Source organism: Pseudomonas sp. GW456-E7, from assembly GCF_059424105.1.
The window spans coordinates 104,069-120,913 of record NZ_JBWKZB010000002.1; the positions used below are offsets into that span (position 1 = coordinate 104,069).

Annotated in this window: 10 protein-coding genes; 6 read left to right on the top strand and 4 right to left on the bottom strand. The window is 56.5% G+C overall.

The window, feature by feature from the left end; translation table 11 throughout:
• Nucleotides 1–94 precede the first annotated feature (94 nt).
• Both AC07YV_RS02005 and recQ read right to left on the bottom strand, forming a co-directional pair.
• The gene (locus tag AC07YV_RS02005; protein ID WP_102699486.1) at nt 95–529 is read right to left on the bottom strand and encodes a MarR family transcriptional regulator; all 435 of its coding nucleotides are present in this window, start codon (nt 527–529) and stop codon (nt 95–97) included.
• Between the two features lie 119 nt (nt 530–648).
• On the bottom strand, nt 649–2,775 hold the full coding sequence (gene recQ / locus AC07YV_RS02010) for a DNA helicase RecQ (protein ID WP_102699487.1): 2,127 nt from the start codon (nt 2,773–2,775) through the stop codon (nt 649–651).
• Between the two features lie 379 nt (nt 2,776–3,154).
• Between recQ and AC07YV_RS02015 the strand changes: the two genes are divergently transcribed.
• From AC07YV_RS02015 to AC07YV_RS02040, 6 genes are all read left to right on the top strand, one after another.
• Complete coding sequence (locus AC07YV_RS02015; protein WP_007975277.1) at nt 3,155–3,742, top strand: UPF0149 family protein; 588 nt, start codon at nt 3,155–3,157, stop codon at nt 3,740–3,742.
• A gap of 10 nt (nt 3,743–3,752) precedes the next feature.
• Entirely contained in the window at nt 3,753–4,148 is a 396-nt protein-coding gene (locus AC07YV_RS02020) for a YbaN family protein (RefSeq protein ID WP_102699488.1), read from the top strand.
• A gap of 224 nt (nt 4,149–4,372) precedes the next feature.
• The gene (gene lapG, locus AC07YV_RS02025; RefSeq protein WP_102699490.1) at nt 4,373–5,080 is read left to right on the top strand and encodes a cysteine protease LapG; all 708 of its coding nucleotides are present in this window, start codon (nt 4,373–4,375) and stop codon (nt 5,078–5,080) included.
• Between the two features lie 22 nt (nt 5,081–5,102).
• Nucleotides 5,103–7,064: a cyclic di-GMP receptor LapD gene (gene lapD / locus AC07YV_RS02030; protein ID WP_102699491.1), complete on the top strand. Its 1,962-nt coding sequence runs from the start codon at nt 5,103–5,105 to the stop codon at nt 7,062–7,064.
• Between the two features lie 103 nt (nt 7,065–7,167).
• Nucleotides 7,168–10,449, top strand: a complete 3,282-nt coding sequence (locus AC07YV_RS02035; RefSeq protein WP_102699492.1) for a carboxypeptidase-like regulatory domain-containing protein — start codon at nt 7,168–7,170, stop codon at nt 10,447–10,449.
• 299 nt (nt 10,450–10,748) lie between these two features.
• Nucleotides 10,749–11,969 (top strand): carboxypeptidase regulatory-like domain-containing protein, encoded by a 1,221-nt coding sequence (locus tag AC07YV_RS02040; RefSeq protein ID WP_146025349.1) that lies wholly within the window; start codon nt 10,749–10,751, stop codon nt 11,967–11,969.
• A 92-nt stretch (nt 11,970–12,061) separates the two neighbouring features.
• Here AC07YV_RS02040 and AC07YV_RS02045 read toward each other — a convergent pair whose 3' ends face one another.
• Nucleotides 12,062–14,248, bottom strand: a complete 2,187-nt coding sequence (locus AC07YV_RS02045; protein WP_494990260.1) for an autotransporter outer membrane beta-barrel domain-containing protein — start codon at nt 14,246–14,248, stop codon at nt 12,062–12,064.
• Nucleotides 14,249–14,519: 271 nt separating this feature from the next.
• Complete coding sequence (locus AC07YV_RS02050; protein ID WP_102699495.1) at nt 14,520–16,529, bottom strand: hypothetical protein; 2,010 nt, start codon at nt 16,527–16,529, stop codon at nt 14,520–14,522.
• Between the last annotated feature and the right edge of the window lie 316 nt (nt 16,530–16,845).

A 16,845-nucleotide genomic window follows, 5' to 3' on the forward strand; every position in this document is an offset into this window, starting at 1 on the left:
GCGTTCGTACATCCGTTACGAACACGATATTGCCGAGTAGTTCTTATAGTCTGCGCAATGCGGTCTCTCAAAAAGCCTGGCAGTCGGTTATGCCTCAGGGTTTTTCAAGGTTGCCCAGGATATGCCCGTGAACCCGCATGCACACCTTCAAATCCGCCTCATCGACGCCTTCAAACAATTCGTGACGCAGTTGCGTGGCAATGGTTTCAATTTGTTCGATCAGGGGAAGCGCCGGGGCGCAGAGCACGATTTTCTTCGCCCGACGGTCTTCCAGCACCGCCTGGCGTTGCACCAGCCCCTGGCTTTCCAGACTGTCGAGCAAACGGGCCAGGGTCGGGCCTTCGACGCCAACGCTTTGTGCCAGCTCCCGCTGGGTCGGAGCTTCTTCGAAACGGGCCAGGTGCAGCAGCACCAGCCAGCGCGCCTGGGACAAGCCCATGCCCGCCAGTCGGCGGTCCAGTTCGGCACGCCAGCCACGGGACATCTGGGCCAATTGCATGCCAAAGCGGTGTTGATCGGTTAACGGCATAAAACACTCATGATTAGACTGAAATAAATAAAAACTAATTATTAGTCAGCTAAGCATGAGCCTCGATCCGAGGCAAGACTTGATCTGTACTGAATCGTTACATCAGCACGACGGATGTCTCAAATCTCGAATTCCGACTGCAAGGCAGCGCGAACACAGTACAAAACCCCTTCCGGTACCCGGCCCGCGAACAGCGCGGCGATCTCGGAAACCGGCGGCAATTCGCCTTCACCGTCGAGGAAGGCGTCCTGGACTTCGCCCATCAGGTCTTCAGGCAGATCCAGCGCCTGCTCCAGCGACAACTGCTGCTTGCCGATCGCTTCGGCCAGCATGGTGTAGACGTTCTTTTCCGAGCACTGCAACTGACCGGCGATCTGCACCGGTGTCATACCGGCCCGCGCCAGCGTGATCAGTTCGTGACGTACGTCGGCCACCGGTTTCGGCGCCTCGACCTGGCCGCCGAGGACTTCGAGGAAGGCCTCGCCGTAACGCTCCAGCTTGCGCGCGCCGACGCCGCTGACCGTGGCCATTTCCGCCAGCGAGGTCGGCTGGCTGCGCAGCATTTCGAGCAAGGTCGAGTCGGGGAAGATGACATACGGCGGCACGCCATGTTCTTCGGCGAGCTTGCGTCGCAGGGCACGCAGGGCTTCCCACTGTTCGCGCTCCTCGCCCCGGACCAGTTGGCTCGCCTGGCTCTTGCTGCTTTTCGCCACGGTTTGCGCCTTGAGGTCGCGACGCAGCTCCAGGGTCACCTCGCCTTTGAGCAGCGGCCGGCAACTGTCGCTCAGGCGCAAGCCACCGTAGCCTTCGAGGTCGATGTCGGCCAGACCCCGGGCCACCAGTTGGCGGAACAACGAGCGCCATTCGCCCTCCGCCATCGCCTTGCCGACACCAAACACCGAAAGATGCTGATGGCCGAAGTTACGGACCTTTTCGTTGTCCTTGCCCAGCAACACATCCACCAGGTGTCCGACGCCGTAGCGCTGACCTGTGCGGTAGATCGCCGAAAGCGCCTGCCGTGCGGGCTCGGTGGCATCCCAGGTCTGCACGCCGTCGACGCAGTTGTCGCAATGACCGCAAGGCTGGGGCATGTCCTCGTCGAAGTAGGCCAGCAGCGTTTGCCGACGGCAGCGGGTTTCTTCACACAGGGAAAGCATGGCGTCGAGCTTGTGCTGTTCCAGGCGTTTGTGGCGCTCGTCGCCTTCGGAGTTCTGCAGCATCTGCTTGAGCATCACCACGTCTTGCAGGCCGTAGGCCATCCAGGCGTCTGCCGGCAGGCCGTCACGGCCGCCACGACCGGTTTCCTGGTAGTAGGCCTCCAGGGATTTCGGCAAATCGAGATGCGCGACAAAACGCACGTTGGGCTTGTCGATGCCCATGCCGAAGGCCACGGTGGCAACCATGATCAGGCCTTCTTCGTTGAGGAAGCGCTTCTGATGGTAAGCCCGCAAGTCGTTGGGCAGACCGGCGTGGTACGGCAGCGCCGGGAAGCCCTGTTCGCTGAGGAACGCGGCGACTTCCTCGACTTTCTTGCGTGACAGGCAATACACGATGCCGGCATCGCTGCGGCGTTCGGCGAGGAACGCCAGCAACTGCTTGCGCGGCTGCTCCTTGGGCACGATGCGATAAAAGATGTTCGGTCGGTCGAAGCTCGACAGGAAGCGCTCGGCGTCTTGCAGGTGCAGCCGGGTGACGATTTCTTCCCGGGTGCGCTTGTCGGCCGTGGCGGTCAGGGCGATGCGCGGCACGTCGGGGAACATTTCCGCCAACTGGCCCAGTTGCAGGTATTCCGGACGGAAGTCATGCCCCCATTGCGACACGCAGTGGGCTTCGTCGATGGCGAACAGGGAAATGTTCAATCCTTGCAGAAATGACAGCATGCGCGGCTGGACCAGACGTTCCGGCGCCAGATAGAGCATTTTCACTTCACCGCGGCGGATGCGGGCGGCGAGGTCACGCTGCTGCTCGGCGCTGAGGGTGGAGTTCAACGCGGCGGCGGCCACGCCCAGCTCTTCGAGGGTGGCGACCTGATCGTCCATCAGGGCGATCAGCGGCGAGACCACCACGGCCAGGCCTTCGCGCAGTAGCGCCGGGACCTGGAAACACAATGACTTGCCGCCACCGGTAGGCATCAGGACCAGGGCATCGCCGCCGCTGGCCACGCGCTCAATGATTGCACCCTGGCGGCCACGGAAACTGTCGTAGCCGAAGATGTCCTTGAGGACGCGTTGAGCCTGTTCGAGCATAAAAACTCCAAAAATCACCGAAACATCCCTGCAAGGCTGGTTCAGAACCCGCGACGCTGCACCGACAAATCGTAAGTGCGCATTGCATGACGCTTCACATTTCAGCCGTGAAGCCAGCAGGGCATCACAAAACGCGCGAGTATACCCGAGCCCCGGCAGGCATTGGGCACCGCTGATAAGAGGGAATGGACATGATCCTTGTAGGAGCTGCCGAAGGCTGCGATCTTTTGATCTTTCTTTTTAAAGACAAGATCAAAAGATCGCAGCCTTCGGCAGCTCCTACGGGGAGAGACCATAGGCAAATATGCCGTGCGGCTGGCCCAAGCGCTCAAGAAGGCCTAGAATTCCCGCATCGAACATTCCCCAAGGTAGTCCTTTAATGTCCTTCGCTGAGCAACTAACCCGCCTGCAAGTCTTCCTCGACGCTGATGAACTGCATGACGAGGCGCTGGACTACGTGGCCGCCCACGGCTACCTCACTGCGCTGTCGATCTGTTCCGAAGTGGTCCCGGACCGTGAATGGATCGACGCACTGTTCGCCGAAGAGCCGCATTACAGTGGCGAAGCCCAGCGCGAAGAGATCGAAGCCACGCTGATCGGCCTCAAGGCCCACATCGCCCGTCAACTGGCCTCCGACGAGGAGTTCGAGTTGCCGTGCGACCTGGACCTGGGCGACGACCCGGACGATTCCGAGCTGCGCGGCTGGTGCATCGGTTTCATGGAGGGCGTGTTCCTGCGCGAAGAAGCCTGGTTTGAAACCGCCGAAGACGAAGTCAGCGAAATGCTGCTGCCGATCATGGTCGGTTCGGGCCTGTTCGACGAGCAACCGGAGTTCTCCGACATTGCCGCCGACGCCAACCTGATGGACGACATGATCGTGCAGATCCCGGAAGCCCTGACTGCGCTGTACCTGCTGTGCAACGCGCCAGACGAAAAACCGGCGATTCTCAAACCCCGTCACCACTAAGGTTCTGCCTATGGACAATCCCATAGGCAACCGCCCCCTGATGTTGCGCTACGTGCTGCTGGCCATCGGCTGGCTGAGCGTAGCGTTGGGGGTCATCGGAATTTTCCTGCCGGTATTGCCCACCACCCCCTTCCTGCTGCTGGCGGCCGCCTGCTTTGCCCGCAGTTCGCCGCGCTTCTATCAATGGCTGGTCGAGCATCCGCGGCTGGGTCCGTGGATTCGCGATTACCTCGACGGCAACGGCATTCCGCTCAAGGGCAAGGTCTACGCCATCGGCCTGATGTGGGCGAGCATCCTGTTCTCCTGCTATCTGGTGCCGCTGCCTTGGGCACGGGGGTTCATGCTGACCAGTGCGGTGCTGGTGACGATCTACATCCTCAGGCAAAAAACCCTGCGCAAATACTGAAGTCTTGTGGCGAGGGAGCTTGCTCCCGCTGGGTTGCGAAGCGCCCCCCCAAACCATTCGATCCAGGCTCCCCTGGTACACCGCGCTCACCTGTTCTGCGACTGCTGCGCAGCCGAGCGGGAGCAAGCTCCCTCGCCACAGGTGCTGTAGGCAACCCGACGACCTGCCCTCCCCCTGCAAAATCTCCACCTAAACTCCACGAACCTACACTCGAGCAGCCAGACATGGCCCGCAGTCTGCGTAGTCCAGGATGGCCAGCGCTCCGACTTCGGCTCGGCGGCGGGTTGCTGCTGGCCGCTTTGCTGCTGACCGCTTTCAACGGCGTCCGGGCCGACTGGGATTTTGCGCAGATCCTGCAAACCGTGGAAAAACGCTACGGTCCGCCGGGACCGGCACGCAACCGGATCGAGGCGTGGAGTCAGATGCTGCAAAGTGCACGCGGTGCGCCCGAACGTGAGCAGCTCAACGCGGTGAACCGCTTCTTCAATCAGCAGTTGAATTTCCAGGACGACACGCGCATCTGGCAACAGACCGATTACTGGGCCACGCCCGTCGAAGCCCTGATCAAGGGTGCCGCCGATTGCGAGGACTACGCGTTGGCGAAGTATTTCAGCCTGCGCCGGCTCGGGTTCCCCAGCGAAAAACTGCGCATCACCTACGTCAAGGCCCTGAGCCAGAACCAGGCGCACATGGTCCTGACGTTCTACAGCACCCCCACGGCCGATCCACTGGTGCTGGACAACCTGATCGGCGATATCCGCCCCGCCTCCCAACGCAAAGACTTGCTGCCGGTGTACGCCTTCAACGCCGAAGGCCTGTACCTGCCGGGCAAGAACGGCGGGCAACGCAGCAGCGACTCGAAGAAGCTGTCGCGCTGGCAGGACGTGTTGAAAAAGATGCAGAGCGAAGGGTTCGACATCGGCGACGGCTAACCGCCATGGCAAGGAGCGAGACATGACACTGCGTAAACAGTTGTTCCTGGCCATCTGCCTGTTCCTGCTGGTGGCGTTCAGCGGCAGTTTTTTTGCCAGCCTGGAAAGCTCCCGCGAGCAAACGCTCAGTCAGCTGCGTGCCCACGCCCAGGACGCGGCCACCGCGCTGGGGCTGTCGCTGACGGCACAGGTCGATGACCCGGCAATGATGGAGCTGATGGTCAGTTCGATTTTCGACAGCGGCTATTTCAGCAACATCCGCGTGATCAGGCTCAAGGATCAGCAAACCCTGGTGGAGCGCAGCACTCCGACAAAAATCGACGGTGTGCCTGACTGGTTCGTCAACCTGGTCAACCTGCGCCCGGAAGGTGGCGACGCCTTGGTCATGCGCGGCTGGGAACAGCTGGCACGGGTCGAAGTGCTGAGCAATCCGCAATTCGCCCTGGCCAAGCTCTGGGACAGCACCCTCGGCAGCCTGATCTGGTTGCTGTTGTGCGGGCTGTTCAGTGCGGTGATTGGAGGATGGATGCTGCGCAGGCAGTTCCGCCCACTCGACAGCATGGTCCGACAAGCCGAAGCCATCAGTAAACGCGAGTTTCTCAGCCTGCCCAACCTGCCACGTACACCGGAGCTGAAACGGGTGGTGCTGGCCATGAACCAGATGGTCGAAAAACTCAAGGCGCTGTTCGTCGAAGAAGCGGCGCGCAGCGAAAAGCTGCGGGCCGAATCCTACCTGGACAGCCTTACCGGCCTGGCCAACCGGCGCCTGCTCGACGAACAACTGGCCGACCACTTGAGAGTCTGCGAACAGAGCCGCGATGGCCATCTGCTGATGTTGCGGATCAACGACCTGAACGGGCTCAACCAGCGACTGGGCGGCCAACGAACGGACGCACTGATCAGCGCCGCCGGCGAACTGCTCAGGCGCCTGACTCAATTGCCGGAACGTCGCACCTGGCTGGCGGCGCGCAATCGCGGTGGGGAGTTCAGCCTGCTGACCCCGGGCCTGGACGCCGAGAGCGCCGCGCGCCTGGCCGCCGATGTCAGCATCAGCCTGGAGAACCTGCGCCTGACCGGCGCCAGTGATTGCATGCCGGTCGCCCACCTGGGCGTTGTCGCCTATCGCCCCGGAGAGCCGATCGGCAACGTACTGCTGCGCCTTGATCAGGCATTGACCGAATCCCGGCAGCGTCCCGAGCGCCCCTGGGTGTATCTGGGCCACCATGACACCGCGCCGAATCACTCCCAGCACGACTGGCGCACCTGGATCGACGACGCCTTGACCGAAGGCAAGATGCAGTTGTACTTCCAGCCCGTTGTGCAATGCGCCGACACCCGCCAGGTACTGCATCACAAAGTGCTGGCACGCCTGCTCGACCCACAGGGCGAAGCGATTGCCGCCGGGCATTTTCTGCCGTGGATCGAGCGTCTGGGCTGGTCGGCACGCTTCGACCTGGCCATGCTCGAAGCCACGCTGGACGACCTGGTGGTCAACCGCAGGCCCTTGGCACTGAGCCTGTACGGAACCACCCTGCGCGACCCGGTGCAATGGCGAACAATCCTCGACCTGCTCGACTCCCTTCCCGAACTGGCACCACTGCTGACCCTGGAAATCGACGAGCGCCAGTTGCCCTCCCCCGAAGAACTGCAGCGTTTGAGCCACAGCCTGCTGAACACCGGTTATCGCATCGGCCTGCAACACTTCGGCGGGCGCTTCAGCCAGATCGGCAACCTCACCCAATTGGGTTTGGCGTACTTGAAAATCGATGGGGCCTACATTCGCAACATCGACGAGCAGCCTGACAAACGGCTGTTCATCGACGCGATCTTTCGCGCGACCCATAGCATTGATTTGCCGCTGATTGCCGAGAGGGTCGAGACACCCGGGGAACTGGAAATCATCCGGGAGCTGGGTGTATTCGGCGCGATGGGGCGATTGATCGGGCCGCCGGAACCAGGCAGCCGAAGCACTTCCGACCATTGATCGGAAACCACCTCGCACCTGTTATTTATGACAGTAGGCAAGCTATCAGGGCAGGGTTTAAATCACTCGGGCGTATTCACTTCTCATGCCCGGAGTCATCATCATGACTGCTAAACCACCGAATACTTCAACACTTACGTCAGACACACAGAATGAAACAGCAGATACAGTAACCTTCGATTCAATCAAGGACAGCAAGGGTAATCTCGTTCCCGAAAACGGCGTTACTTATGACTCAATGCTGGAATTGGAGGGTAAGACTGGCGCAGGCAGGATGCTCACTATTCGCGATCGTTTTACCCCTATCGGTGAGGTGAAGACTCTCTCGTCAGGAACCTGGGTCAAACAACTCGACTTTAGCAACCTGGCATTCAAGCGTTTCAACCTTAATGTCATCCAACAAGACCTACCTCAAAATACCTCGAACTCGTACGTTTTCATATGGGCGACCGAGAAGCCGATCATCAAGGTAGTCACTGGCGAGCATGGCCCGATTGACGATGACGATACCTACACCGGTACCTCACCACTGGAATTCACCGGCAACGCACCTCCCGGTATGGAAGTTGAAGCGTTCAACGACGGCACAACCATGGACAAGAAAGTCGAGGTTAATCCTGACGGTTTGTTCAAACTCACCCTCGATGGACTCACCGCTGGCACCTACAAGATCACGATCAAGGCAGCCAATGACAAAGAGTCCGATGTGTTCACCTTCCATGTCGCATCGGATATAGAACTGATCCTTGATAGGCTCTACGATTCCCGCGGGAAGGTTATCACTGAACGCGATACCACCTACAGCAAATGGGTTAGGGCCCAAGGCTTTGCCTGGATCGGCAAACAGGTGCAACTGCTCGATTTCGACGACCCTGTCGACGGAGCAATAGGGACCGCCGAGGAGCCTGACGGACTCTGGAAAATCGAATTTGAGTTGTCCCCCCCCAAGTCGTACAGCCTTACCGCCATGGCGCTTTATGGCGAGGGTGAAACTTCCAAATTTCCCTATCTCTTTGAAGCGGCGGAGGACGTCAAGCTGAGCCTGGATCACGTCTTCGACTCCAAGGGGGAGGTCCTTGAGGGCCGCACCACCTACGATAAAAAGGTAAAGATCTGCGGCTATGTCAGGCCCGGCAAACGCGTGCAGCTGCACACTCGTGGTAATTCCATCGGACCAGCGACAACCTCCGACGCGGTGACCGGATACTGGGAAATCGAACTTGATGTGGCCCCGCCCGAAGAACACGAACTTACCGTCCAGGGACTTTACGACGATGAAGAGTTTTCCGCCCCGCCCCGCACCTTTTTCGTGAGGGAGGACGTCGCGCTGAGCCTGGATCACGTCCTCCAATTCGAGGGCGGCCCCCCTGTCGATGAAGGTGATACCACCAACAAGACTTCGTTGTTCATCACGGGACATGCCCGGCCCGGTGAGAGCATTCAGCTATTCAATCACGGTAACCCGATAGAAGGTGCCATCGTAACTGCCGATCCCGAATCTGGCGTCTGGAAATATACGCTCGATGTGCAAGCCGGTTTCTACAGCCTGACCGCTCAGGCGAACTATGGCGACAACGAAACCACCCACCCGCCCCGCACCTTTACCGTGGTGCTGGACCTCGAGCTGAGCCTGGATGACGTCCTCGAATCCGAAGACGGCCCCCCTGTCGATGAAGGTGAGACCACCGCCAAGAAGCTGTTGTTCATCTTTGGACATGCCCTGCCCGGTGAGAGCATTCAGCTACTCAATCACGGTAAACCGATAGAAGGTGCCATCGCAACTGCCGATCCCGAATCTGGCATCTGGAAATATCCGCTCAATGTGGAAGACGGTTTCCACAGCCTGACCGCTCAGGCGAATTATGGCGACAATGAAACCACCCACCCGCCCCGCACCTTTACCGTGGTATCCATCATCAAGCCGCACAACACCCGTGCATTCGACCTGGACGGCCTGATCGAGGACTTCGGTACAACCCTATACAACTATGTAATTGTCAGGGGTGTAGCGGCGCCGCTAGCGACGATCAAGCTAAAGATCAACGGAGTCACCGACCCGAAACCGGAACCGACCGACGATACGGGCAAATGGGCCAGACTCGTTCAAAATCTGAACTACGGAACCAAGTATGAGTTCATCGCGGAGGCAGACTATGGAGACAATGACGAGTCCAACCCATGGACGATTTCTGTTGCGGCTGCACTCAGGCCAAGTATTAGCGCTATCAAAGGTGCTTTGGGGCCTATTGACCCAGACGCCACTACCATCGAAAGGGCCGTGACTGTCGAAGGACGTGCCCACAAGGATCAGAAAGTCGAGATATGGGACGGTACTAACCGGCTGACCGAAGCCCTGGTCGGCCCTGATGATACTTTTAGCAAGGACTTGAACGGGCTGACTGCAAAAACCTACGACCTCAAAATAAAACCACTTTATGGTACCGGTGTACCTGACTCCGACACTCAAAGTTTTACCGTCATAAATTGGCCAGACTCTGTCACAACTTTTAACGATGATACGCTCGGCAAGTGGCAGAAAGGCATTGCCTTTACTCAGAGTGTCGTAACCCAGGGAGTCCTCCGTAACGTGACAACCAGGGCGACTGGCCACGCCGGCCCCGTACTTTCACAAGCATTTGTCTTCGATGCCAATGAGCAATACTCATTCACCTTCCGCGTTCGAAACATTAGCGGCCAACCCACTAACCTGACTCCGAAGTTCAGCGTCACCATAGGAGCCGAGGAGTTGATTCCTGTTTTCAATGTGCCTAGAGACGGACAATGGCATTTGCTCTCGGCGCGAATTTCGGTCCCTCGCACCAACAACTACACGCTTTACATCAAAAGCAATGAGGATCGAGGTGGCGGCACTGGGCCGGATGGAGGAAACGATTACGAACTGGATGACATTATCGTGCGTCAGATCAGACCTGAATGGAGCGACTCGATAACAGATTTCAATGATGGTAGCTCTGGAAGCTGGAGCCGAGGACCTGCCGCTTTGGGAGGAGAAATAACCAACGGTGTGTTTCACAACCAAACGCAAAACGCGACCGGAAACGCAGGTGTCGTGTTTTCCAATTTTTTCCGATTCGAAAAAGATAGAACCTACTCATTCAGTTATCGACTTCGTAACTTCAGTGCCGATGAAACGAACAAACCTCCAAGGTTGTCGGTTTCGAGAGGTGGCGCAACGATTTTGCCTGAATATAGTATCCCCCGGGACGGAGAGTGGCACCCTATGCAGGGAGAGTTTTCAGTACCCGCGACCGGAGATCGTTACCAGATAGACATAAACAGTCATGAAGACAGAGGCGGGGGAAGCGGAAGCAACGGAGGCAATGACTACGAAATTGATGACATTGTCATTCTTCTACTTCGGTAGAAGTTGAAGATTCCGTCAATCCGGCAAAATGAAAAAACCGCTTAACGCGGTTTTTTCATTCACTAATCCCCGCCTGCCCCGGGTTACCGGTGACGGTCGCGCCATTGATGTTCAGGGTAGAGCCGGTCTGTATTCGGGACGGGAGACAACAGATCGAGCCGCCGAAAGCAATGCAGCCAATGCATCTCGTCTATTGATCGGAAACCACCTCGCCCCTGTTATTTATGATAGTAGGCAAGCTATCAGAGCAGGGTTTAAATCACCCGGGCACATTCACTTTCATGCCCGGAGTCATCATCATGACCGCTAAAGCACCAAACACTTCAGCACTTACGTCAAACAAACAAAATGAAACAACAGATAGAGTAACCTTCGATTCAATCACGGACAGCAAGGGTAATCTCGTTCCCAAAAACACTGTTACTTATGACCCAATACTGGAATTGAAGGGTAAGGCTGACGCAGGCAGGATGCTCAAAATTCGCGATCGTTTTAACCCTATCAGTGAGGTGGAGACTCTCCCGCCAGGAATCTGGATTAAACGACTCAACTTTAGCAACCAGGAATTCAAGCCTTTCAACCTTGATGTCATCGAAATAGACCCACCTCAAAATAGCTCGACCCCGTACGATTTCATATGGGCGACCGAGACGCCGATCATCAAGGTAGTCACTGGCAAAGATGGCCCGATTAACGATGACGATACCTACACCGGCGACTCACTGGAGTTCTCCGGCTACGCACCTCCCGGTATGGAAGTTGAAGCGTTCAACGACGGCACAACCATGGGCAAGAAAATCAACGTTAACCCTGACGGCTTTTTCAAACTCACCCTCGATGGACTCACCGATGGCACCTACAAGATCAAGATCAAGGCAGCCAATGGTAAAGAGTCCGATGTGTTCAACTTCCGTGTTTCCGTGAAGGAGGACGAAAAGCTGAGCCTGGATGACGTCCTCGAATTCGAGGGCGGGCCCCCTGTCGATGAAGCTGGGACCACCGACAAGACTCCGTTGTTCATCACGGGACATGCCCGGCCCGGTGAGAGCATTCAGCTATTCAATGGCAGCGACCCGATAGAAGGTGCCATCGCAACTGCCGATCTCGAATTTGGCGTCTGGAAATATACGCTCGATGTGACAGACGGTGACTACAGCCTGACCGCTCACGCGAACTATGGCGACAACGAAATCACCGACCCGCCCCGGACATTCAAGGTGGTTGAGACTCTTAGGCCGACCATCGAAAGTGTCACTAACCGTGCAGGTGACCCCGTTTCTAATGGAGGCAGTACGCCTGGTGGAAAATTGACTATCGACGGGTATGGTGCCGCCCCCGACAGACGAGTCACCTTATTGTGGAACCACAATCCAGTGTCGAACATAAATGCCAGCTCCAAGGGAACGTGGCAATTTGTGACTAACACGCCAGTAACTCCAGGTGGCCCATACACACTTAGAGTTAGAGATGCCGATGGTCAACTGTCTCAATACTGGAGCTATCATGTAACTCCAGCATGATTCACCGTTTGCTCAGGCAGATCTTCAGTTAGAAACTATTGGATGAAAAAAACCGCTTTACGCGGTTTTTTTCATTCCTTTATACCAGGCCATCAAAACCCGTAGCTCACCCCCAGCTTCATCGACCATGGCTGCTCGTAGTTTTTCCCTTTGCCGTAGTCGACGTCCGCACTCAGCCGTACATTAGACCGCAGGGAAAAAGCCACTCCGCCACCCACCTCAACACCACTACCCGACAAATCGCTGTTCAGTTCGTTGCCGTTGACATGCACGTTGTCATTGTTGGCAAATTCATGAACCATCGCGACACGCCCGTATGGCTGCACGACGGTACCGCTGCCCAGCTTGAAGTCACGACCGGCAGCGACACCCAGCTTGGCGCGCAACGAACGTGTCCGGTCGCCGTCGGCGTCCATGCCGTTGTCCAGGTCATAGCTCGCGCCCTCGATGACGCCGGCCGACAATTGCGCGGAAGGTTTGACCCGCCAGTCATCTGCCAGCCGGATGTTGCGGCCGACTTCCACCAGGGCGCTGACCGCCGAGTTGCTGTAGTCGCCTTTGGCGCGGGTTCCGTCGCTCAAACGGACTTTCGAGTCGTTGCGGAAATGGTTGAATTTCACTGCACTACCCATGTAGTAGCCGTTCGGATCCTGCCAGCCAACGTATGGACCGGCGTAGAAGCTATCGACCGTTGCGCTGCTTCCGCCTTTGAGATCAATGTCCGACTGGCTGTAACCGACCAGTGCCCCGACGCTCCACGGACCATCGCCCAGACGGGTGTCTGCGCCCATGGAAACACCCTGTTGCCGTTGCTGATAGGCCACGCCCGCGCCCTCGCCAACGTTGTATTTGTTGCCGTAAGGTCGTATCCAAACACCATGTAACTTGCCGTCCGATTGCAAATCACCCATACGGTTTTCGAGTGATTTCAGCTCGCCATAGGAAATGGTCGTCGCGGTGCGGAACAGCGCCATCACTGTCTGGGCACCGGAGCTGACCGTTTTGGTGGCGGGGTCGAGGAACCACTCTGTACCGCCGCTGCCATCGGTGGCACTCGCCAGATCGTAGGACCAGGTACCCAGGTCCACCCGACCGCCGACCAGCGAAAACTGCGCATCGCCGCTGGCGGTGCGCACCAATGCCAATGGTTGCGTGGCCACCGCATCCGTACCGGAAGCCTCGACCTCCAGGCCGAATTGACCATTGGCTGCGCCGGTCACATTGAGAAAATCACCGGCACCGGTAGAGAAATCGCCCTTCATGGCAAAGGTGCCGCTGCCATCGAGGGTGCCAACGTTCAGTTGACGAAATGCCCCCCCGGCATCACCGAAATCCACCCGGCCGCCATCCATGCTCAGGCTGCCGATGGTGTCATTGCCGGTCATGGTCCAGTTCGATTGACCGAGGGTGACGCCCGTGACGTTATCCAGTCGACCGGTGAATTTCGAGCCATTTTGCAGGGTGACATTGGCGGTAGAACCGTCCTCGACCACCACGTCGCCAACCATCTGCCCTTGATCAAACGTCAGGTTGGCGGTGCTGGAGTCAGTGACTTGCACGTTGCCTTGCAAGGTGCTGCCGGCCACTCTCATGGCGGCCGTCGATGCTCCCAGCACTTCCAGCAGGTTGCCGTTACTGCCCGCCAGCGTGGAACCGTTCAACACTTCGATACTGGCGTCGACACCGTCGTCCACTTGAATCGCCGGCCCGTCGCGGCCCACGACGCTTGAGCCGTCCAGCACCAGCGATGCAGTGCCCACGGGTGGATCCGTTTCAAATCGCACACCTGCAGCTTCACCGCTGATTCGCGTATTGCCGGATGCGGTGACGGAGCCTCCCGCCACGATCAGGCCAAAGCTGCCTGCGCCCGTTCCGGTGACTTCGGAGTTGATCAGCCCGAGGGTACTGAAACCCGTCACCACGGCACCGGCAGAGCCACCACTGAATACGCTGTTGGCGGCGGTTACGGTCGAGCCAGTCCTTCCTCCTACCGTGCGATTGACCAGCAACGCAATGGTGTCGCTGCTGACCGTCGCCCGATCAATGGTTGCGCGGCTGGAGTTGATGGATATCCCCGCCTGGCCCGGGTTACCGGTGACGGTCGCGCCATTGATGTTCAGGGTAGAGCCGGTCTGGACAGAGACATTTCGGGTGGTCGCATCGGTCATGTTCAACGTACTGTTGTTTCTCACCGAATAGCTGTCAGGTGCAGCCGTTGAATCGATATCCAGGGTGGATCCGTTATCGACAATCACTGCCGCAAAAACGGTAGAACTCATGAAAAAAAAAGCTGGCACTAATGCCAGCCTTGCGTTGGAGCCTGAAATGACAGCTGGACGAGATGCCGGTTTGTCGATTGCCATGGTAATTTCCTATTCATCGATCCGTCCTCGCCGATCAAACGGGCTGGAGGACTACAAGGGCGGCGCAAGATAGCCTCTCTTCCGACAAAAAAATGTAGGAGTAATCCTAAAGCCTCTCTAAGCCCCGTCCGTCAAACACCGAATGCATAAAAAAGGGAGACGCCTACGCACCTCCCTTTATTGGTTATTAAATCAGTTCACAGAAGTCGCCATTACCCGGATTGAACATCCCCACCCTGTACAACTTCGGATCAGAGGGTGTTGTGTATCCATTAAGTTTTGCCGAGCAGTGCAACGTGCACCAGCCATCGCGAATCTTGTCAAATACCTCCCATGGGAAAAACACACTGAAACCGGTACTCGCCTCATCCTCATTGGGGGTCTTCTCTACCATCAACGCAGCATCGAGGATGATATCCCCCGGGATATTTTTGTCTGTACCGTCTTCTTTAGCGTTCTCATAACCCTGCACAAAGAACTTGACATCGACGTCTTTCAATCTGGCGTCACCGGAAAACGTGACCTCCACAGCCTTTCGCCCCGTATCCGGATCTACAACCAAAGACTTGCAATGCAGTTCAGGACCGTCATCATCAACGTCAGACCTCTCAAAATTAGGCTGAACCATTACACCGGGGACAATGCGAGCCTCAACTGTCTGACGAGGCGCAAGCGCAATGGTCTCGTTCACCTCTTCATGACTGATCGTGTAATCCGCGAATGCATTATCATTGTTCCCAACCGCTTTAATATCCTCTCCAGGAATCCTCATTTCAAGAACGGTCTCATCTGTTTCATCACCAGCAAGTATCACAACCCCGCCCTCGCTTTCAAGTATCTCAACACCCATATAACGAAGTTGAATTCGATCTTTGGCTTTATGGCCTTCATAAATTGGAACGGTAACCAATGCTCCGTTCTCGATATCCAACTTACTCAGTTTATTAGGCTCCAGCCTGTTTACTCCAAATACCGTGACCGGTTGCAACCTCGGATCTGGCGAACCAGGAGTACCAGGTTTATCAGGGTCCACGGGCATACCCGGCTTTCTCAGGTCTATATTTAATTTTTTGACATCTGGCGCAGGTGGATAGAATTTATTTTTGCGCCGAACCTGCCATTCCAAATCTACCGTCTTAAGGCCAAGATCCCCATTAAACAGCTGCTTATACGTCAGCGGTAACTCGAAAGGAACGCTGCCCACCGTAATATCACCCAATGGCTGCTTATCGATACTGACCCTGATTTGATCTCCTGGCTGAAAGTTGTCGTAATCAAACTCGGCGATGATCGACGGCTGTGCATCCGCCAGTAAAATCAGATTGTCATCATCATGCAGCGCAACAGTAACGGCTTGATTTTTTGGCGCTGGAATCAGTGAAACATCAACTTCTACCGGAGGACAAGCCACACTCTTATTGCCTTTTCGATCCCTCGCATAAACAAAAATAGCCCGTTTGCCCTCATCGTTTCCACGTTCAAGAAAGTCCTTGTTCAAATTGGTTGTTTGCAGCGGAGTCGTAGGGGTCAAGCGCACCGCCGTACCGATAACTCGTTCGGTATCAAAATCCACACCACCACTTGCGTTATATTCCGCCAGCATAAACTCAATGACATCACCGATTTTTGCATCGCCATAATTGCCTGGATAACTCAGCAACACATTGGGATTGGAATCGAAATACTCTGCTGTAATCCCATCTTTAATCGCGTCCGGAACTACGGTCTTTACCGTTGGACTAGGCGGCTGTCTATCTACTCGCAATATAAATTGTTCCGACCTGGATGTATTGAAACGCACAGTCAAAAAAATCCATACCTTATGCTCACCGGCCTTGTCGGTGTATCCAGCCGGCAAGGTAATTCGCTGATCAAACCAGCTCTCGTCCAAAGGTCTCCTACCTGTCAAGGGAGTGCCGACTTTATCATCATCACTATCGCCAAGCATGAGCTGCATTGTTACTTGCCGGTCATCTGGCAGATCATATTCCGCAAACTTGGGGACTTTAAAAGTCATGGCAAGCCCTTGTTCACTTTTTGGAACTTGATTGCCCGGGTCATCATCCGTCTCCGGCAACAACTTGTTTGGCATTGGCTCCGGCGCTGGAAAACTATTTTCGGTTCGGCGCCCGCGTAGCATCGCTTTGTAATCGAGCAGCCGTTGCTGTTGAGCAGACAATTTATTGAATGTCGACATTTCGTAGTTCCTTTCCGTGACCGGACGCAATGCGCCAACGGTGTAACTATCGGACGCCCGGTAAATCAAAGACCGGCGGTTGTTCGATAAAGCTGGCATACGCCCGCTACCGCTGAATCCGGGCGAAAAACACGGGGGACTCGAGTGTGTGTGCACCGAGGCTGTCGCTTGATCGATGACTCGATTTAAAGGCAGTTACAAATGGCTGGCTACTGTCAGAAATTACAGGTTTTGCTACCACTGGTCGGAGATTCCTCTTTGTCTCGGACAATAAAAAACCCGCCATCCCTTGCACAGGGATGGCGGGTTTTTTCGC